Annotated in this window: 22 protein-coding genes and 1 pseudogene; 12 read left to right on the plus strand and 11 right to left on the minus strand. The window is 65.8% G+C overall.

What is annotated here, in order from left to right:
* Window positions 1-31: 31 nt before the first annotated feature.
* A pseudogene (locus tag ACP96_RS19880) lies at window positions 32-139 on the plus strand (IS5/IS1182 family transposase); the annotation flags it as partial.
* A gap of 21 nt (window positions 140-160) precedes the next feature.
* On the opposite strand, the gene ACP96_RS07740 reads toward ACP96_RS19880, so the two are convergent.
* From ACP96_RS07740 to ACP96_RS07755, 4 genes are all read right to left on the minus strand, one after another.
* Window positions 161-1,837, minus strand: coding sequence for a hypothetical protein (locus ACP96_RS07740; protein WP_154020431.1), 1,677 nt, complete (start codon window positions 1,835-1,837; stop codon window positions 161-163).
* Between the two features lie 126 nt (window positions 1,838-1,963).
* The gene (locus ACP96_RS07745) at window positions 1,964-2,293 is read right to left on the minus strand and encodes a hypothetical protein (protein WP_154020432.1); all 330 of its coding nucleotides are present in this window, start codon (window positions 2,291-2,293) and stop codon (window positions 1,964-1,966) included.
* A gap of 88 nt (window positions 2,294-2,381) precedes the next feature.
* Window positions 2,382-2,933, minus strand: coding sequence for a DUF1102 domain-containing protein (locus ACP96_RS07750; RefSeq protein WP_050032895.1), 552 nt, complete (start codon window positions 2,931-2,933; stop codon window positions 2,382-2,384).
* A 15-nt stretch (window positions 2,934-2,948) separates the two neighbouring features.
* Complete coding sequence (locus ACP96_RS07755) at window positions 2,949-3,530, minus strand: hypothetical protein (RefSeq protein WP_050032896.1); 582 nt, start codon at window positions 3,528-3,530, stop codon at window positions 2,949-2,951.
* 466 nt (window positions 3,531-3,996) lie between these two features.
* On the opposite strand from ACP96_RS07755, the gene ACP96_RS07760 reads away from it, so the two are divergent.
* Together ACP96_RS07760 and ACP96_RS07765 are read left to right on the plus strand one after the other, a co-directional pair.
* Window positions 3,997-4,578 (plus strand): DUF7344 domain-containing protein, encoded by a 582-nt coding sequence (locus tag ACP96_RS07760; RefSeq protein WP_050032897.1) that lies wholly within the window; start codon window positions 3,997-3,999, stop codon window positions 4,576-4,578.
* Window positions 4,579-4,710: 132 nt separating this feature from the next.
* The gene (locus ACP96_RS07765) at window positions 4,711-5,466 is read left to right on the plus strand and encodes a hypothetical protein (RefSeq protein WP_154020433.1); all 756 of its coding nucleotides are present in this window, start codon (window positions 4,711-4,713) and stop codon (window positions 5,464-5,466) included.
* A gap of 90 nt (window positions 5,467-5,556) precedes the next feature.
* Here ACP96_RS07765 and ACP96_RS19490 read toward each other — a convergent pair whose 3' ends face one another.
* Complete coding sequence (locus ACP96_RS19490) at window positions 5,557-5,697, minus strand: hypothetical protein (protein ID WP_237561627.1); 141 nt, start codon at window positions 5,695-5,697, stop codon at window positions 5,557-5,559.
* A 146-nt stretch (window positions 5,698-5,843) separates the two neighbouring features.
* Between ACP96_RS19490 and ACP96_RS07770 the strand changes: the two genes are divergently transcribed.
* Window positions 5,844-6,134: a hypothetical protein gene (locus ACP96_RS07770; protein ID WP_050032899.1), complete on the plus strand. Its 291-nt coding sequence runs from the start codon at window positions 5,844-5,846 to the stop codon at window positions 6,132-6,134.
* Window positions 6,131-6,649 carry a DUF3368 domain-containing protein gene (locus ACP96_RS07775; RefSeq protein WP_050032900.1) on the plus strand — a complete coding sequence of 173 codons (519 nt, stop codon included), beginning with the start codon at window positions 6,131-6,133 and terminating at the stop codon, window positions 6,647-6,649. The genes ACP96_RS07770 and ACP96_RS07775 overlap by 4 nt, the downstream gene beginning before the upstream one ends.
* Window positions 6,650-6,810: 161 nt before the next feature.
* Here ACP96_RS07775 and ACP96_RS07780 read toward each other — a convergent pair whose 3' ends face one another.
* On the minus strand, window positions 6,811-7,089 hold the full coding sequence (locus tag ACP96_RS07780; RefSeq protein ID WP_050032901.1) for a hypothetical protein: 279 nt from the start codon (window positions 7,087-7,089) through the stop codon (window positions 6,811-6,813).
* Window positions 7,067-7,669 carry a hypothetical protein gene (locus ACP96_RS07785; protein WP_050025643.1) on the minus strand — a complete coding sequence of 201 codons (603 nt, stop codon included), beginning with the start codon at window positions 7,667-7,669 and terminating at the stop codon, window positions 7,067-7,069. Before ACP96_RS07785 ends, ACP96_RS07780 begins: the two co-directional genes overlap by 23 nt.
* Window positions 7,670-7,794: 125 nt before the next feature.
* Here ACP96_RS07785 and ACP96_RS19165 point away from each other — a divergent pair, with 125 nt between their 5' ends.
* Window positions 7,795-7,944 (plus strand): DUF7550 family protein, encoded by a 150-nt coding sequence (locus ACP96_RS19165; RefSeq protein WP_164471058.1) that lies wholly within the window; start codon window positions 7,795-7,797, stop codon window positions 7,942-7,944.
* 56 nt (window positions 7,945-8,000) lie between these two features.
* Here ACP96_RS19165 and ACP96_RS07790 read toward each other — a convergent pair whose 3' ends face one another.
* The 4 genes from ACP96_RS07790 to ACP96_RS07805 form a co-directional block, all read right to left on the minus strand.
* Window positions 8,001-9,170, minus strand: a complete 1,170-nt coding sequence (locus ACP96_RS07790) for an ABC transporter ATP-binding protein (RefSeq protein WP_050025645.1) — start codon at window positions 9,168-9,170, stop codon at window positions 8,001-8,003.
* Between the two features lie 145 nt (window positions 9,171-9,315).
* Complete coding sequence (purL, locus tag ACP96_RS07795; protein ID WP_050032902.1) at window positions 9,316-11,568, minus strand: phosphoribosylformylglycinamidine synthase subunit PurL; 2,253 nt, start codon at window positions 11,566-11,568, stop codon at window positions 9,316-9,318.
* 517 nt (window positions 11,569-12,085) lie between these two features.
* A complete protein-coding gene (locus ACP96_RS07800; protein WP_050033081.1) occupies window positions 12,086-12,355 on the minus strand; it encodes a hypothetical protein in 270 nt (89 codons plus the stop codon).
* An 80-nt stretch (window positions 12,356-12,435) separates the two neighbouring features.
* Window positions 12,436-12,813 carry a hypothetical protein gene (locus ACP96_RS07805; RefSeq protein WP_050025658.1) on the minus strand — a complete coding sequence of 126 codons (378 nt, stop codon included), beginning with the start codon at window positions 12,811-12,813 and terminating at the stop codon, window positions 12,436-12,438.
* A gap of 132 nt (window positions 12,814-12,945) precedes the next feature.
* On the opposite strand from ACP96_RS07805, the gene ACP96_RS07810 reads away from it, so the two are divergent.
* The 6 genes from ACP96_RS07810 (at window position 12,946) to ACP96_RS07835 (ending at window position 18,638) form a co-directional block, all read left to right on the plus strand.
* On the plus strand, window positions 12,946-13,983 hold the full coding sequence (locus tag ACP96_RS07810) for a two-component system sensor histidine kinase NtrB (protein ID WP_050032903.1): 1,038 nt from the start codon (window positions 12,946-12,948) through the stop codon (window positions 13,981-13,983).
* Between the two features lie 88 nt (window positions 13,984-14,071).
* Window positions 14,072-15,118 carry an MBL fold metallo-hydrolase gene (locus ACP96_RS07815; RefSeq protein ID WP_050032904.1) on the plus strand — a complete coding sequence of 349 codons (1,047 nt, stop codon included), beginning with the start codon at window positions 14,072-14,074 and terminating at the stop codon, window positions 15,116-15,118.
* Between the two features lie 70 nt (window positions 15,119-15,188).
* A complete protein-coding gene (locus tag ACP96_RS07820; RefSeq protein WP_050032905.1) occupies window positions 15,189-16,169 on the plus strand; it encodes a DUF4129 domain-containing protein in 981 nt (326 codons plus the stop codon).
* Entirely contained in the window at window positions 16,169-16,735 is a 567-nt protein-coding gene (locus ACP96_RS07825) for a DUF7269 family protein (RefSeq protein WP_050032906.1), read from the plus strand. Before ACP96_RS07820 ends, ACP96_RS07825 begins: the two co-directional genes overlap by 1 nt.
* A complete protein-coding gene (locus ACP96_RS07830) occupies window positions 16,732-18,096 on the plus strand; it encodes a DUF58 domain-containing protein (protein WP_050032907.1) in 1,365 nt (454 codons plus the stop codon). Before ACP96_RS07825 ends, ACP96_RS07830 begins: the two co-directional genes overlap by 4 nt.
* Entirely contained in the window at window positions 18,036-18,638 is a 603-nt protein-coding gene (locus ACP96_RS07835) for a DUF7519 family protein (protein ID WP_050032908.1), read from the plus strand. The genes ACP96_RS07830 and ACP96_RS07835 overlap by 61 nt, the downstream gene beginning before the upstream one ends.
* The last annotated feature ends 67 nt before the right edge of the window (window positions 18,639-18,705 follow it).

The following is an 18,705-nucleotide window of genomic DNA, read 5'->3' on the forward strand; positions in this document are numbered from 1 at the left end:
TAATGTAGTATGGTCTTGAAGTGGGCTAGGAAAGCGCTCGCGCGGCTTCGCCGTGCGAGCGCGGTCATGGTTTCGTGAGTTCCGCGAAATCGCGCTGATGTGTGTCGTCTATAACATCAAGCGCTTCGTCAAACAGTGAATCTCTACGCCTTACAGCGATTCAACACAGCCTCTCAATATCGAACTCCTTTGTTTCGGAACCTTGGGTACTGACTAGGATCGCCTGACCCTTTGTTCCCCCGTCTAGGATATTGTTCGTGACTGTGTAGTTCGAACCATCACTAAACAGGATCGCCTGGGGGTCATCTCTCTCTGAGGAAGACAGGGTGAACTCGTTGTTACTGACAACTGTTTCTGCCGTCCCGGCGTCATCAATTCGGATCCCGTGCGGGCTCGACCTGGAGAGTTCAACCGTATTATTTCTGAACACCAGTCCTTCGCCGGGGTTCACATAGACCACTTCCCCGTTGGACAGGTCAATATCGAACCCGCTAAGCAGTACATCACTGGCGGAAACCTCTATACGATCTGCTGTTGCGTCAATAGTCGGTCGCGCGAATATCGACTGAATGTCGAGCGATTTGTCGACCGACACAGCATTGTATGTCGATCCGTCGACGGCTAACGTATCGCCATCGCTCGCGTCGTCGATAGCAGTCTGTAGCGCGTCACCACCCCCAGTAACCAGGGTGATATCACCGGGATAGAGGGCGCGACCAGACTTCTGAACAGAGGGTGTGAACGTGTTATTTTGATCAACCGACGTTAGATCAAGGGTCTCACTCGCATCTTGGACGAACACTTCCACATCCGGACTGTCCGCGCTGAAACTGTTCCCAGTGACAGACACATTAGACGCGCTTTCAGTGACGATAAGATGCGTTGGTGGTGCGAAGTTACCAGATGTCGTCGTTTCGACATTCGAGATATCGTTATTCTCGATCGTCACGTCGGTCGGTCCCGTCGTACTGTTACCGCCTTCCGACAGGGCGAGTACCTGCGTGAAGCCGCCAGGGTCGTTCGTTCCAGGGATATCTCCTTCCGTATTGAGGTCACTGATCGTGTTCCCTACAATCTCACCCGAAACATCGCCGTTGAACCTCACAGCGACCGCAGACCGCGTATCAAGCAGGTCCGTGATGCTATTATTTGCGATACGAGCCCCATCAATCCCCTCATCAATACTTCCGAGACTCCGCTGAGAATTAATGTGTACCGCCTGGAGTGCGCCTTGATCTTCGTCGGTCCCTTCTAGGTCCGTAATCGTGTTGCTCTCGACAGTAATTTGATCAGTCGCCCCTTGGGCGTAAACCGCCATGGGGTTCGCGTCATCGTTTTCTGTCCCGATCTCAGTGATAACGTTGCTTATCACTGACACACCTGTGTTTCCGGATTCCACGTTTACGCCAAGAGCACCGGCATTATCATCCGGACCGGAAGGAGAACCTTCCGGATTCTGGATATTGAGACGCTCGACTGTCACATCGTTCGACTGGACGGTGATTGTATCAGAATTCTGGCCGACAACAATTGCTGCGTCTCCCGATTCCGGATCAGTCGTTCCTCGAAGCGTTAACCCTTCAACGTCAACCTCGACACTCTCCTCGTAGGTTCCCGGCTCAACGTATACTGTGGTTCCATCTACGTCATCTACAGCGCCTTGGATCGAACTATACTCGCCGTCGTCCGGATTTTTGCTTACGACAGCAGCATCTTCTCCGACTCCATCAGAGGGGCTCGAATCGGTTGGGACATCGACATCAGCAGTAAGTGTTGCTGTGAGCATCTGATCCCCGTCATCCGATTCGAGGACGTTCGTGTCGATGTGGACGCCCATCTTGACGGTTTCACCGACGGGAACCGTCACAACGCTGTTCGTTCCGTCGTTCAGTTTTCGACTGGATTCTCCGTCCGGGTAGAACCAGATATCGTCGTCGCTCAGGTCGCCCCCACCGAAATTCGCCTAGACGTAGATCGTCTGTGTCCCCTGATTGGTAATTCTGAAAACGTCGTCGAAGTCGTAGACCGAGCTCAGGCCGACACCGCTTCCGCCGTTACCCGAGTTGTCGAAGTTCAGCGCGATCTGATCCGCATTACTGGAATCCTGCGTCGCGAACTCGCTGTTCGCGGACGACGACGGCGACGGTTCGATTCCGAGATAGGCGTTGTTCTCGTTTGCGACCGTCACCGAGACGTCGCGATCGGCCTCAACGCTGGTGAACGCTCCGGTTCCGATCACGCCAGCTGTGCCTGCCGCACCGCCAATCGAGATGAGCAGCGTACGTCGTTTCATGTTCAGAAGGTGGCCCTACAAAGGGCGATGCCCACCGGCGGAATCGAACCGCCGTACGCCAACGTGGGTAAAAATGGGGTGGTTCAGTTTAGATGTCGTTGGCACTTATCGTCGCATCTGCGCTGAAGTCGTCAATGCTGGGATCGTCGGTTATGACTTTAATTCCGATATTCTGGGAGTTTCCGGTGTTGATTGTAACCGGACTACTGTTGAGCGGACTGCTTGAATTAGATCCCGGATAGAACTGGACGGTCACTCCGCTCGCATCCGGATCAAAGTCACTATCTGAGAGCTCTGAGATCGAGACTTCGACATCCTGTGTTCCTTGATTTTTGATCTGGAACACATTGTCGAACTCGTAGGTCGAATCAAGGCCAACGCCGTCGCTACTGTCTTGCGTTCCGTTGGCGTCGTTAATATCGAACGAGATCTGGTTTTTCGTATTCTGCTGGGCAAATGTCGCGTTTTCGTAGACTGTTCCGTCAAGCTTGTCAATTCCGAGATAGGCTTTGTCCTCGTCGGCAACGTTGACGCTCACCGATCGGTCCGCAGTTACACTCGTGAATGCTCCAGTACCAACCGCTGCGGCCGACCCGGCGGCGAGCGATCCGACACCAATTATGAAGTTCCTACGGTTCATAGTGACTTTAATTTATTATTGATCAGCGTTCGTGGTCGTCGCATCCCCGCTGATCGTCAGGCTACCACTAAGATCACTAGTTCCTGAATTGATGGCGAAGTCAACGTCAACCGATTGTCCCGGATCAAGCTGAACTGCTCCGTCGGAGTCGGTGTTCGACCCTGAATTCAGCTGATCGACGGCAGTACTGAGGGCAGCACGAACCCCATCGGAACCGGGTGCCGATATACTACCGGGCGATTGAACTTCGAGATCGTCGGAATTGTTAGCCTCAAGACTCACTTCCACGCTCTGAGTACCCTGATTCGTGATCTTGAATACTTCTTTGGCCACGGTGTTGGCGTTCGGATTTACGCCGGACCCGCTATTTCCGGAGTCATTGAAATTGACAGCGTACTCGTCGCTGCCGGTATCGAAGTATGCGTCGTTCGGGTCACTCGAGTTATCGAGCCCGAGGAACGCGTTGGCGTCTTCGGCAACCTGAACGTCGACCTGCCGATCCGCACTCACACTCGTGAACGCACCCGTACCCATTGCAGCTGCACTACCCGTAGCCAATGCACCCAGACCGGCGATGAACTTGCGTCGGTTTGCCATTGTTGTTGACCTCGTTGACCGCACACGACCCGCGGGCCGCCGACGCGGGACATCCCGCGTCACCCGGGGTCGCTCTACTTCACCCATGAGGCCTATCCCATATCGTTATGAATTTCCAGAAACACTTCCGGGCGAGACTGAACTACAGACCGATCGGTTCCGCTCCCGCCTGAACCCTGATTCGATCGCTTCAGGCCCGGCCTGAGACCTCCTCGCGATCCGTTCAGGGCCGTCCTGAAGCGGCAATCGTTGCTGCGGAGATGCTATCGTATCTGATAAGAACCGGCAAATAATGAACTGACCATCACCGATCACAAACAGAGTAAATACAGTTTTTCAGAGGTATAACCCACTAAAACCCCAGAATAACACATCTACGCGAACAACTGTTTGAACGGAGAAAAAGTTTGTCTGAGTATCATAACCACGGGATTTATGTTGGCCGCTTCATATGTGTCTGACAGATATGGCGTCGGTGCAACAGGTTGACGGGGGAGGGACCGAACCGGCGACAGACATCTCCGAGGACGAGCTGTTCGACGTACTGGCGAACCAGCGCCGGCGGTTCGCGGTCCATCTGCTGAAGCGCGAGGAGGCCGACTCGATCGCGATCGGCGACATGGCCGAGCAGATCGCGGCGTGGGAGAACGGGATCGATATGAAAGAGATCACGGGCAACGAGCGCAAGCGCGTCTACACCGCGCTCCAGCAGTCGCACCTGCCGAAGATGGACGACGCGGGCGTCGTCGACTTCAACAAGGACCGCGGGATCGTCGAGCCGACGCCCGCGCTGCAGAACGTCGACCTCTACATGGACGTGGTCGAGGGGAGGGAAATCCCGTGGAGCGACTACTACCTCGGACTCTCCGGGGTGACCGTCGCGCTCACCGGCGCGGTGTGGCTCGACGCGTGGCCGTTCGTCCTCCTCCCCGACATGGCGTGGATGCTCGCGATCGTCGTCGCGTTCGCGTTCTCCGCGATCACGCACAAGTACTACACCGCGGAGATGAAGGTCGGAGAGCCGGAAGAGCCCCCGGAACTGACGTAAGGCAAAGGGGTTCAGGGGGCGCATAACCTTAGGGTCGGATCGCGTTGTGTCGGGTGAACGAAGTGCGGATCTCTGCCATCTATGAAACGACGACACGCCATCCTGCTGCTCGGCGGCGCGAGTTCCGGCGCGATGAGCGTCGGCACCGGCGCGTTCAGCAGCGTCGAGGCCGATCGCGGCGTCGAGGTAAACGTGGTCGAAGACGACGAGGCGTATCTGGGACTCGATGTTAAAACTAGGACTGTGACGGTCGGACAATCGACAGAGGTAGTGGAGATCACGAACCGTTTCGCGGATACGGAAAATCTCTCACTTGACGTGACTGTCGAGAGTACGGACGACATTGTTGATGAAGTCACGGTGTCCGATCAAAACCTCGGAAAACGTTCTTCACTGGAGATCGGTTCTGGTGAAAGCGAACCGGTGTCAATCAGGTGTAATCAATCCGGATCGGCGTCGTTCAAGCTTCAGTTCATTGGCGAAGTTGGTGGGTCCTCCGTAGAGAAGACACGGAAGTTCAACGATATTAACTGTGAAGCAAAAAGTAATCAGGAAATTTCTGGAATAACATTCGAATCAGGAAAATCAGGTATCGTAATCAATAGAGATGAAGCTACGGGTGCGTCTGTTTATTATGAGAAAGATAGTGGTCTCGGGAAAGCATATAGCGACGACGTGTCAGTAAATGAGACCCTCAAACTGAAGCAAGATTTCGATGGGCCGAACAATGGGGGAGAGATTGTCGCTGTTGCTGTTGACGGGGTAGAAGGCATATACGTCCATCCAGATTTCAATAAAACGGACTACGAGATCCCAGCTAGTAGCGGGCAGGCTAAGACGCAGACGGATACAGAACCTAGCGGCTACTTAGACGAGTACACCAATTGACGGACTATTCGGTGCTATTCATAGAAGGAGATGAACCCGCCAACCTCCGAGACGTAATGCGTACCAACCTGACGTATTCCGCCCACCGGATCACCTGCTCGTAGCGGGGCCGTCGCCCGGGACCACCGTCGGCACCGGACGAGCCCTCCTCAGGCGCTCGGTGACGCGGACGTTGATCGTCGTCGTCTCGGGGTCGTCGACGTCGGCGTCGTTCGTGCCCGTGTCAGACATACGTGCGTGTTGCGCTCGCGGTCGTATAAATGACACCGGACGAAGCCACCGTCCGCGACGTCAGAGTAGTCAGCCCACGAATCAAGCCGAATGCAGGAACGAATCGCGCCGAAACCTATGAATACATTGTACACATAGCAAACGCCATGCCCACCATCTCCACCCGCGTCCCCGAGGACCTCGAAGCCGAACTCGAGGCGTACCTCGAATCGGAACGCCTCGACCGGAGCACGGCGGTCCGGAAGCTCCTCTCCGAGGGGCTCGAAGCGTGGCGCACCGAGCGCGCGCTCGAACGCTTCGCCGACGGCGACGTTTCTCTTATAAAGGCTGCCGAACTCGCGGACCGCTCCGTCTGGGAGTTCGCCGACCTCGTCGCGGACGCCGACGACGCGTGGGTCTCGGGCGACCACCTCGAAGCCGACCTCGACGAGCTGTGAGCTGGGTCTTCGACGCGACGCCGCTGATCTACCTCGCGAAGGCGGAGCGGCTCGACGTTATCGAGACGCTGACCGAGCCGCGAGTCGTCCCGGAAGCCGTCCACCGCGAGGTCGTGACGACCGGCGTCGAGCAGGGGTACGACGACGCGCGCCGGATCGAGCGCGCGGTGGAAAACGACCTCGTCGACGTCGTCGCAGTTGAGACGGACGACTCGCCGGTAACGACGCGGCTCGCCGAGCATCCGGGGTTGAGCGACGCCGATGCCGCGGTCCTCGCCTCCGCGGACGCCCGCGACGCAGTCGCCGTGATGGACGAGTCGGCTGGGCGCTCCGCAGCCGAAGTGGAGGATATCGAGACGCGAGGGACCGCGTACCTCGTCCTCGCCGCCGTGAAGGACGGGAGACTGTCGACGGAAGAGGGACGAGACGCCGTCGACGCGATGATCGATCACGGCTGGTACGTGGCGCCGGACGTGTACACGAAGATCGTCGGGAAGCTGGAGTCGTTCGAGTAACGACTATGAGGGCTCGTGAGAAAGTCACCCGATATGGCATCGTCGCTCCCTCTATCAGAGGAAGAAAAGGAACGAATGCGGCGCGGTCGGGTCAGTTCCGGGGTCGCGACCGACGAAGCGGACATCGACGAGATACTCTACGGCTGAGTTCGAGTGTCGGCCTATTCGTCGTTGTTATTTTCTTCGTTACACTCATCTTCCGCCCGCAACGTCTCGTCCGCGAACTCCCGAATTCGCTTTCTGTCCTCGGCGCTCACGTCGACCGCCTGCGCGCTCTCGATCTGGCCGTTCACGACCGCGTTCTGCTGTGATCCCCACACCTCTGGCGGCTGTTCCTTGATATACTCGGCCCACCGGATCACCTGCTCGTAGCGGGGCGGTCGCTCGGGGCCGTCGTCGGCTTCGGCCGAGCCCTCCTCAGGCGTTCGTGAGTCGCTCATAGCGCTCCTCGACGCCGAGTCGTTCGACCCATGTTTCGAGTCGGTCGCGGGAAAGCGTTTCTCCGAAGACGGTGTAGAGGTGCGCGGCGTCTTCGAGGTCGGTGCGACCGCCGAGCGAGAGCTTGTACGCGATCTGGAGTTCGAGCGGCCCGATGGGGACCGTGTTCCCGCCGACGTGCGCGTCCACCGCGTTCGCGAGAGACGCGTCGTCGAACTCGTCGCTCGGGAACTTCACTTCGAGGTGGGGCGTCATCTCGCCGTCGGGCGCGATCCAGATGTTCGTCTCGTTGGAGAGATTCCCGTACATCTCGGAGAGCGGCATCGCGGGTCCCCAGTACCCCTCGCGTTCCAGCTCGGCGACGAGATCGTCGATCCGCTCCGCCGAACATCGCTCGACGAACACGTCGATGTCCTCGGTCGACCGCGATCGACCGGCGAGGATCGCGACGTAGCCGGCGACGAAGACGTGGTCGATGTCGAGCCGGGAGAGGATCGCAGAGAAGCCGACCGCGAGCTCGTCGAGTCGATTCGGCTCGCGGTCGACGACGAGCCCCCGATCGGTGAGTTCGACGCCGGTCATACGGGCCGATTCGCGCGATGGCAGATAAACCTCCCCGACGAACCCGCCGGGAACAGCGCGATCAGGCGTCGTATCCACCGCGCCGTTCAGATGGCCTTATGTGTCCCCCGTACTCACCGTAGCACATGGACGACCACTCTCACGAGCCCGACCCGGACAAGCGCGTGACCTCTCCCATGCAGACGTTCGGCAGCCGCGAGGTCGGTATCGGCGCGGCCGTCACCCTCGTCGGCCTGCTCGTCGCGTACGTCATCCCGTTCCTCTTCACCTTCTGAGCGACGACATCGCTCGCGGCTTTTCGGATCATCGAGAACCGCCGACAGCGACCCGCCTACCGCGGGTACCAGGCCAGCGGGTGCGCGGCGGTGAGCTCTAAGCTCACCGGCTCGTCGAGGTCGAACTCCTCGACGTGGTTGTGGAGGCAGTGGACGACCTCCCCGGACTCCAACTCGACCCGATAGACGAACGAGGGGCCGACGTACTGCCGCGAGACGATGGTCCCGTCGGCCAGTTCCGGGCTCGCCGGGCTCGCCCGGAGGTCGTCGGGGCGAATGAGCACGTCGACGGGCGCGCCGTCGTAAACGGTGTCGTACCCCTCCAGCGTGACGGCGTCGAACCGACCGATCCCGGTCTCGACCTTCCCGTCGCGGAGGTGTCCTTCGAGGAACGATGCCCGTCCGAGGAAGGAGGCGACGAACTTCGACTCGGGGCGCTCGAACACCGACTCGGGGCGGCCGACCTGCTCGATCTGTCCGTCGTTCATCACGGCGACGCGATCGGAGATGGAGAGCGCTTCTTCCTGATCGTGGGTGACGGAGACGGCGGTGACGCCGGCCTCCTTCAGGATCTGACGGACCTCCTCGCGCATCTCGACGCGGAGCCGCACGTCGAGGTTCGAGAACGGCTCGTCGAGGAGCAGCACGTCGGGTTCGGGCGCGAGCGACCGTGCGAGCGCGACGCGCTGTTTCTGCCCGCCGGAGAGCTGGTCCGGCGTCTTCTCGCCGTGTTCGGGGAGGTCGACGAGGTCGAGCATCTCGTCGACGCGGGCCGCGTTCGCGTCCGCGCTGTCGTCCAGCCCGAACGCGATGTTCTCTCGGACGGTGAGGTGGGGGAACAGCGCGAAGTTCTGGAAGACGATCCCCACGTCGCGCTGCTCGGGCGGGACGAACGCGCCGTCGCCGGAGACGGTCTCGTCGCCGAGGGTGATCTGCCCCTCGGTCGGCTCCTCCAGCCCGGCGATGGTCCGGAGCGTCGTCGTCTTCCCGCAGCCGGACGGCCCGAGAAAGGTGAGAAGCTCTCCCGGCTTGACGTCGAGAGAGACGCCGTCAACGGCGGTCTCCGACCCGAATTCCTTCGTCACGTCCGACAGCGACAAGACGGGGTCCGGCGACGCTGCGGCGGGCGGCTCGGTCGCGCCGGCGGGCGATTCGTTCGTGTCCGCGGACGACTCGCTCTCGTCCCGGGCCGACTGCGTCCGTTCGACTGATTGCGTGTGAGACATCGGTATGTCGGGCGCCGGACCGCCCGGCGTCCCGTAACTGGGACTACGTATTTTAGGAAAACCTAAAAGCGTATCGCTCGCTCCCTCTCGGCGGTAACGCGGGAGGCAACCCCTGCGCCGGTCTGACGGTGGTCCGCGAGACGATTCAGGCGAGTTCCCGTTCGATGACGCCCCGGAGCTCCCGGATCGCGTCGGCGTCGAGCGCGACCGCGTCGTCGCCGGCCGCAAGCGAGAGCGTCCCGTCGGTCGTCACGTCGCCGAGCCGGAGAACGGGCAGCTTGCCCGCGATCTCGGCGACCGCCTCGGGGTCGGTCGTCTGGACGACGAGCCGCCCGGGCGTCTCCTCGAAGGCCGCGACGCGGTCCGGGAGGCTCACGTCGGCGCCTGCCTCGTCGGTCACGAGTTCCGCGAGCGCGACCGCGAGCCCGCCGTCGCTCACGTCGTGGGTCGCGAGCGTCGACTCGTGGCGAGCGACCGACGCGAGCGACGCGACGCGGTCCGCGAGCCCCTCGGCCTCCGCGTCCGGTAGCGTCGGGAACCGGTCGGTGCCGCCCGCCTGCGCGAGGTACTCGGAGCCGCCGAGCGCGCCGCCGTCGGCGCCGCCGGCTCCGACCAACAGGAGTTCGGAGTCGCTCGCGCGGTCGGCGTCGAGGGCGGCGGGGGGCGCGTCGTACCCGCGGCGAGTCCCGAGCAGCGCCAGCGTCGGCGTCGGCGGGATCGGTCCCTCGACGCTGTCGTTGTACAGCGAGACGTTGCCGCCGACGACGGGGGCGTCGAGGTCGGCACAGGCGTCGGCGAGCCCGTCGACGACCCCCTTGAAGCCGCCGTACACGTCGGGCTTCTCCGGGTTACCGCCGTTGAGGCAGTCGACCGCGGCCAGCGGGACCGCGCCCTTCGCGGCGAGGTTGGTCGCGTTTTCGAGGGCGACCGCGCGGGCGCCCTCGTAGGGCGCGGTCTCGGTCCAGTTCGGGTTCGCACCGGAGGAGAGCGCGAGGCCGACGCCCTCGCTGCTGTCTTCACCCGCTGCCGCCTCCCGGATCGCCATGATCGCGGCGTCGTCCCCGGGTTTCATCGCCGTGCGAACCCCGACCTCGTGGTCGTACTGGCGGTACACCCAGCGCTTGCTCGCGGTCGAGGGGGCCGAGACGACCGCCTCGACCGCCTCGTCGAGGGCCGGTTCGGGCTCCGGGAGGTCGCGGTCCGGCTGCGTCGGGGCCTCGCTCGCGAGGTCGTTCATCGGGGCGCCGTCGGCGAGGTACTCGGCGTCCACGTCGACGACGACCTCGGACTCGGCGTCGTCGGAGTCGCCCTCCCCGGCGCCCGCGAACTCGCAGACGTAGTTCCCGTCGGTCACCTCGCCGATGACGGAGCAGCCGAGGTCGAAGCGCTCGGCGAGCGCCTCGACGCGCGCCACGTCCTCGGGCGCGACTTCGTAGCACATCCGCTCCTGGCTCTCGGCCAGCAGGATCTCCATCGCGTTCATCTTCGGCTCGCGCTGGTGGACGGCGTCGAGGTCGAGCCGAGCGCCGAGCCCGCCCTTCGCGACCAGTTCGGAGGAGGCGCCACCGAGGCCCGCCGCGCCGAGGTCGCGGGCCGACAGAATCAGATCCTCGTCCACGAGCGCCTCGTTGCACTCGATCAGCCGCTTTTCGGCGTAGGGGTCGCCCACCTGCACCGCGGGGCGGTCCTCCGTCTCGGCGTCCTCGGCGAGGTCCTCCGAGGCGAAGGAGGCACCGCCGAGCCCGTCGCGCCCGGTGCCGTTGCCGACGAGGACGAGCTTGTTCCCGGGTTCCTGCGCGGTCGCGGTCACGAGGCGGTCCTCGTTGGTGAGCCCGACGCAGGCGACGTTGACGAGGGGGTTCCCCTCGTAGCCGTCGTGAAAGGCGACGCTCCCGCCGACCGTGGGGACGCCGATGCAGTTGCCGTAGTGGGAGATTCCCTCGACGACGCCCTCGAAGAGGTATCGGGAGCGCTCGCGGTCGAAGCCGCCGAAGTACAGCGAGTCGAGCAGAGCGATGGGGTACGCGCCCATCGACATCGTGTCGCGGACGATGCCGCCGACGCCCGTCGCCGCCCCGTCGAACGGGTCCACGAAGGAGGGGTGGTTGTGGCTCTCGACGCCGAAGGTGACGTACTGGTCGCCGTAGTCGTCGGCGTCGCGGTTGGCCGCCGGCACGTCGGCGGCGTCCGGCTCGGGCAGCGCGAGGACCGCCGCGTCGTCGCCGGGGCCGACGACGACCTGATCGCCCTCGCTCTCGAACGCCGACAGCAGGGGCCGCGAGGAGCGGTACGCGCAGTGCTCGCTCCAGAGGTTCTCGAACAGCGCGGCCTCGGCCGCCGTCGGCTCCCGGCCGAGCTCCGCGACGACGAGCTCGTGGTCCGAATCGGACAGACTCATTCACTTACGTGGTTATCGAGCCGGTTCTAATGCTTTTCTATGTACACGTTCGTGTGATAAAATACGACTTCGACGACGCCACCGCTCGCGGTGCTGTGCGGTGGCGCGCGCCTCCGAGTGGCCGCCAGGGGCGGCCACGAGGAGTCCGTGCGAGGGACGCGGTGAGCGCTTTTAAGCGCGAACCGCGAGGCTGGGGAGGCGTGAGGCTGCGGTGCTGCGCGGTTGGGTGGGACTCAAAGGGGCAGTCGCGAGGACGAAGCCTAACGACGCAAGCACCACAACGAGGGAGCGAGTGAAACGAGCGACTGAGTGAGGAGCGCAGCGAGTCATGCGAGTCGTCGCGGCTGGGGCTTTGGAGGTGGTCACCGTCGATCTGCTAGAAGCCATCTATAAGCGATCGACTGCGACTGTGGAGGCGTTCGCCGTCGATCCGCCGGCAGTCATTTATAAGTAACCGGCTGACTTCGTCGAAACCCTCCGTAACTGGTGACGGATCGCCTGTCTGTACCAATTCCGGTCAAGCGGTGACCAGTTGCATCAGCAGTCCGACTGCCCAGATCACCAGCCCGAAGACGAGGAGATACGTGGTCGGCCCGTACTCGTCGACAATGGGGTTCTCTTCGTATCGAACTACCCCGTACAGGCCGGCCAGTAACAGAACGACGCCACCGATACCCTGCAGCACGGCACCGGCCGTGAAGGGCCGTCCCCCGACGATTCCGATCTGGGCTAAGAGCAAGACGCTGACCGCAACGAAACAGATCGCGACCAATCTGGAGGGATGCATGGACGCCAGATCACCCGTCACTCGTAATACTGCACCGAATTATATCAATTAGAGACAGTCGTGACACGCCCAGCAACCACTTATAAAGCCACGAGCGAGACGCCGTAGATCGCCAGCGATCCGACCGCGCCGACGGCCAGCGACTTCGCGTTCAGCCGCACCGCGCGTCGCCGGTCGGCTTCGAGCGCGTCCGCGTTGGCCACCTCTTGCGTCCCCTCACCGACGTCGAAGACGCCGATTCCCGCGAATCCGACGCAGAACCGCTCGCGGTACTGGAAGTAGCCCATCGCGGCGCCGTACAACGGGAACAGCGAGGCGATCAGCGTCCAGCGCGGCCAGCCCATCGCGAGGACCACGGCAACAGTAACCGCCGCGAGCAGCAGCGACCCGACTCCGAGGAGGAGCCGCCGTCGCTGCTGGGCCGGTCCGATGTTACACACGCCCGGTTGGTACTCCATACCGATCGCACGGGAGCCGCGTTCGAAAAGGGTCCGGATCCGCGCGGGAATCGCGCTCTGTTCGACGAGCGATCGACGATCACGACGGCCCATTTATTACCGAACGGCTGGAAGGAACGTCCAAGAGGAGTTATGACTGAAGAGTCACCTCGGGACAGGGAGTTACGGCGGTACGAGACGATCCTCGACTCGCTCGACGACGCCGTCTACGCCGTGCGTCCCGACGGAACCATCGCGTACGTCAACGAGCGGTACGCCGAGATGAAGGGCGTGAGCCCCGAGGAGCTGCTGGGAACGAACATCTACGACTGGGTGACCGAGGAGGCCGCGGAGAAGGCGAGGCGGGTCCGCCGCGAGATCGAGGCCGGAGAGCGGGGGGCCGGCGCGGTCGAGTACGAGTTCCTCACCGCGGACGGGGAACGGTTTCCGGTGGAGATGCGGTTCAACCGGCTCGTGGCGGGGCAGATCGGGGACGGTGCCTCCGAACTCGACCGCGTCGGCGTCATCAGAGACGTCCGCGAGCGGAAGCGGCGCGAGGAGGCGCTCCGAGAGAACAACGAGCGACTGGAGGAGTTCGCGAGCATCGTCTCGCACGACCTCCGGAACCCCCTCAGCGTCGCACAGGGGCGACTGGACCTCGCTCGCGAGGAGCACGACTCCGAGCACCTCGACGCCGTCGCCGACGCCCACGAGCGGATGGAGACGCTCATCGACGACCTCCTGACGCTCGCCCGCGACGGCGAGGGCGTCGAGGAGACCGAGCGGGTCTCCCTCGGCGAGTTCGCCGAGACGTGCTGGGACGGCGTCGAGACCGCGGGAGCCTCGCTTCGGGTCGAGACCGATCGCGCGATTCTCGCGGACCGGAGCCGACTCAGACAGCTCTTCGAGAACCTCCTGCGGAATGCGATCGAGCACGCGAGCGAGGATGTCACGGTGACGGTCGGCGACCTCGACGGCGGCTTCTACGTCGCTGACGACGGTTCGGGGATCCCCGAAAACGACCGCGAAAGGGTGTTCGAGACCGGCTACTCCACGAACGAGGACGGCACCGGGTTCGGCTTGGAAATCGTCGAGACCGTCGCGGAAGCCCACGGGTGGGATGTGCGTGTCACCGACGCCGCGGGGGGAGGCGCCCGCTTCGAGTTCACCGGAGTCGACGTGCTCGAGTGAGCGCTCCCCGGGCCGACACCTCCCCCGCGCTCACCCCTCCGCTTTCCGCGGTGGCAACCCTCAAAAGGGCTCCCGACGACCGTTCCGTGTGAAACGGATCCAGCTCGGCAACACCGTCTTCGAGGGCGAGAACGACGCGTACCTGCTCGACGGCGAGACGACCGCGCTCGTCGACACCGGCGTCGCGCTCCCGGACGTGCGCGAGGAGTTGGCGGCCGGCCTCGCCGAGCACGGCGTCGCGTTCGCCGACGTGGACGCGATCGCCCTCACTCACTGGCACCCCGATCACGCGGGGCTGGCCGGCGAGATCCAGGCCGAGGGCGACGCCGACGTGTACGTCCACGAGGCGGACGCGTCGCTGGTTGACGGGAGCGAGGCGCCCCTGTTCGCCGACCATGACCTCCAGCGCGAGACGTTCGATCGGTGGGGGATGCCCGAGCCCGACCGGGAGCGACTGACCGCCTTCTTCGACTCCGTGAGCGCCGGCCTCAGCGGGCGCCCCGCCGACGTGACGACGTTCGGTGACGGCGACGCGATCGACGCCGGCGGCGTCGAACTCGAAGCGGTCCACCTGCCGGGCCACACCGCCGGGCTCACTGGGTTCGCCTTCGACCCGCGCGAGGTCCCCGGCCACGAGCCGGTCGCCGGCGCAGATGCGACGCAAGAACTATTCGCCGGCGACGCGCTCCTCCCGCGGTACACCCCGAACGTCGGCGGCGCGGACGTGCGGGTCGAGAGACCCCTCGCCGCCTACGCCGAGAGCCTCGCGCGGCTCGTCGCCCGCGGCTTCGATGCGGCCCACCCCGGCCACCGCGAGCGGATCGACGAGCCGGGCCTGCGGGCCGCGACCATCCTCGACCACCACCGACACCGCACTCGACGAGTGCTTGACGCCCTCGCCGACGGGGGACCCGCGACCGCGTGGGAGGTCTCGGCCGCGCTGTTCGGCGACCTCTCGGAGATCCACGTCCTCCACGGCCCCGGCGAGGCGTTCGCGCACCTCGACCACCTCGCAGACGCCGGCGTCGTCGAGCGCGACGGGACCGCCTACCGACTGGTCGATCCGGACCCCGACGTCGACGCGCTGTTCCCGACCACCCCGCTCGACGACGCGGTCGACGGGTCGGCGGGATAGGCCGGCGAACCGACGTATCGACTCCTTCCCCCGCCGAAAGCTATTCCCGCGGGACCGCGTATCCACGGACGTGAAGCGGGACGCCCTCCTCGCGGTCGCCCTCGCCCTCCTCGCGGTCGTCGCGCTCGGCGTCGCCGCCGCCACGCTCGACTCGGCCGTTAGCCTCGGCGGCGGAGTCGGCGGGACCCAAGGCGACGCGCCCAGCGCCGGCGAGGGACCGGGCGACCCGGGCCTCTCACCGTCGCCCGGTGGGGAGGTGTCCCTCGCCGCGCAGCCGCTGTGCTACGAGTTCCTCCGCGAGCCGCCGGCGCTCCTCGTGCTCTCCGGGCTCGTCGTCGGGCTCGCGGCGATCGCCTACCGGGACACGCGCTCGCCGCTCGCCGCCCTCGCGGTCGCCGGCGCGGTCGGCGTCCCGATCGGGCTGCTGTGGGCGGCGCTGACCGCCTGCGAGTCGGCATCGACCGAGGCCGAGTTCGAGTTCGGCATCGCCGGCCCCGACGACGGGATCGTCCCCGAGGGCGCGGCCGGCGGCGCGGGCGCCGGTGGGGGCGAGGGGGCTGCCTCGGCGCCGGAGCTCCTGTTCGTACTCCTCGTGATCGCTGCGCTCGCCGCCAGCGTCGGCGTCCTTCTCCTCGCCGGCGGCGACGACGAGGCGACACCGGGCGCCGGAGCCGCCGAGGACGACCCCGAGGACTCAGAGCCCGACCTCACCGCCGTCGGCCGAACCGCCGGCGAAGCCGCCGACCGGATCGAGGAGTCCGACGCCGACAACGAGGTATACCGGGCGTGGCGCGACATGACGACGGTGCTCGACGTGGATCGGCCCGCCTCCTCGACGCCCGCGGAGTTCGCGGCCGCGGCGGTCGACGCCGGCGTCGACGAGGAGCCCGTCGCGACGCTCACCGAGGTCTTCGAGCGAGTCCGGTACGGCGGCGAAGACGCCACCGACGACCGCGAGCGGCGAGCGGTCGAGGCGCTGCGCCGGATCGAAGAGCGGTACGGCGACGGGGATCACCAGAGTGACCTGGCGACCTCCGGGGGTGACCGGTAGTGCGCCCCCTCGCGGTCGTCGGCGTCGCGGCGGTCGGGGTCGGGTTCGTCGCGGTCGTAAACCGCGGAATCGCGGCCGCGCTCGACCCCTCCGCCGTCGTCGTCACCCTGATCGGCGCCCTCGCCGTCGTGCAGGGGATCCGGTACGCGAACGAGCGCCGCGGCCGCGACCGACGGATCTCCGACCCCGGCGAACCGGAGCGACGGGCGCCCGCGACCGTACCGGGGGCCGACCTCGACGAGCGAATCGCCCGGATGACCGCCGGGTCTCCCGGGGGATACGCCTCGCGCCGCGAACTCCGGGAGCGGATCCGGACCGCCGCGGTGGCGGCGGTCGCCCGGGAGCGGAACCGCTCGACCGCCGCGGCTGAGCGGGCCGTAGCGGTCGGGACGTGGACCGACGACCCGACCGCGGCCGCGTTCCTCGCTGACGACGCGTCGTACCCGATCCGAGTTCGTCTCCGAGCCGCGATCCGTGGTCGGTCGCGGTACGGGTACGGGCTCCGCGCCGCGCTCGGCGCGATCGAACGGCTCGACGGCGACGATCCGGGGGGGTCGGCCCGATGAGCGCCAGACCCACCGAGGCCGGCTCCCCGGGCGACGACGCCGCGAGCCGCGAGACGGGAGACCGAGAGGCGACCCCCGCGACCGAGCGCACGCCACTCAGACGGTCTGAGACGGCTCGGTGGGACGGGATCGCCGGCGTCGCCCTCGCGCTCGTCGGGGTCGGCGTCGTCACCCGGCAGCCCGGGCTCGTGCTGGCCGGCGCCGTCGGCCTCGGGTACGCCGTCTACGCGCGGATCGGCGAGGCGCCCGAGGCGACGGTCGAAGTGTCTCGGACTGTGAGCGACGACGCCCCGGCGCCGGGCGACGAGGTGACCGTCGCGGTTCGCGCGCGCAACGTCGGCGACGCCCCCCTGCCGGACCTCCGGCTCGTCGACGGGGTGCCGTCCGGGCTGGAGGTCGTCGACGGCCCGGCGCGGATCGCGACCGCGCTCCGACCGGGCGCGACGGCGACCTTCGAGTACACCGTCCGGGCGAGCCGCGGGGAACACGAGTGGGAGCCGACCCGCGGGATCACGCGGACCGCGGCCGGCTCTCGGGAGCGCGCGACCGAGCTCGCGACGCCGACCCGGATCGTCTGCACCCCGGAGCTCTCGGCGGGCGGCGACCTCCCGCTGCGGGGGTTGACAACGATCGACCACGGCCGCGTTCCGACCGACGTCGGGGGCGCTGGCGTCGAGTTCCACGCCACCCGCGAGTACCGCCGCGGCGACCCCGTCAAGCGCATTGACTGGAACCGGCGGGCGCGGACGGGGGAGCTGGCGACGCTCGAACTCCGGGAGGAGCGCGCCGCGACCGTCGTCCTCCTGATCGACGCACGGGAGTCGGCGTACGCCGCGTCCGAGCCCGACGCCGACACCGCCGTCGAGGCGAGCGTCGAGGCCGCCGGGCAGGCGTTCACCGCGCTGCTCGACGGCGGGGACCGGGTCGGCATCGCGGCGGTCGGCCCGCGTGACTGCTGGCTCTCTCCGGGGGCCGGCACGGCGCACGCGGCCCGCGGGCGCGAGACGCTGGCGACCGACCCCGCGCTGGCGCCGACGCCGAGCGAGGGGCGGTTCTACGGGTCGCTGTGGCTCCGGCGGTTCCGCCGACGGCTCCCGGCCGACGCGCAGGTGCTCTTCTTCACCCCGCTGCTCGACGACTACGCGGTCTCGCTCGCGCGCCGAATCGACGCCCACGGTCACCTCGTCACCGTCTGCTCGCCCGACGTGACCGCCGGCGACACGCCCGGGACGAGGTTGGTTTCGTTCGAGCGCCGCGAACGGCTCCGAGAGCTGCGCGGGGCGGGGATCCGCGCCGTCGAGTGGGGCGACCGGTCGTTCCCCGTCGCGGTCGCGCGGGCCACCGGGAGGTGGTCGCGGTGAGCCGGCGCGGGACGGCGGACGGCGACGCGGACCCCGGTGATACGGACGACCGCGAGCGCGACGCTCGCCCGCCGACCGTCGCGGTCGCCGCGAGCCTCGTCGCCGGTGCGGTCGCGGCGCTGTCCGCGTTCCTCGCCGCCCCCCTCGGCGGGGCGCTCGTGGGGCTCGCAACGGTCGGCTTCCTCGCCGGGTCGCTCCGGCGGTCCGCTCGGATCCTCTCGTGGGCCGCGGGGGTCGGCGTCGTCGGGATCGCGGTCGCGGGATACCTCGGTGGGGCGGTCGAACCCCTGCTCGCGGCCGGCGTCGCGCTCGCGCTCGCGTGGGACCTCGCGGACCACGGGATCTCCCTCGGCGAGCAGGTCGGGCGAGACGGGCGGACTCGCCGGAACGTCGCGGTCCACGCCGGGACGAACCTGCTCGCGGGCGGGCTCTCGGTCGCGGTCGTCTACGGGACCTATCTGGCCGCCGCCGGGAACCAGCCGGTCGCCGCGCTCGCACTCCTCCTGTTCGGGGCGGTGGCGCTGGCGTCGGCGGTGCGGTGAGCGTCGAATCTCGCGGTTCGCGCGGTTCCCTCGCCCCGCCGCCGATCGCGAGTTCTTTTGTACTCCC

The organism is Halorubrum halophilum, from assembly GCF_000739595.1.
GTDB lineage: Archaea > Halobacteriota > Halobacteria > Halobacteriales > Haloferacaceae > Halorubrum > Halorubrum halophilum.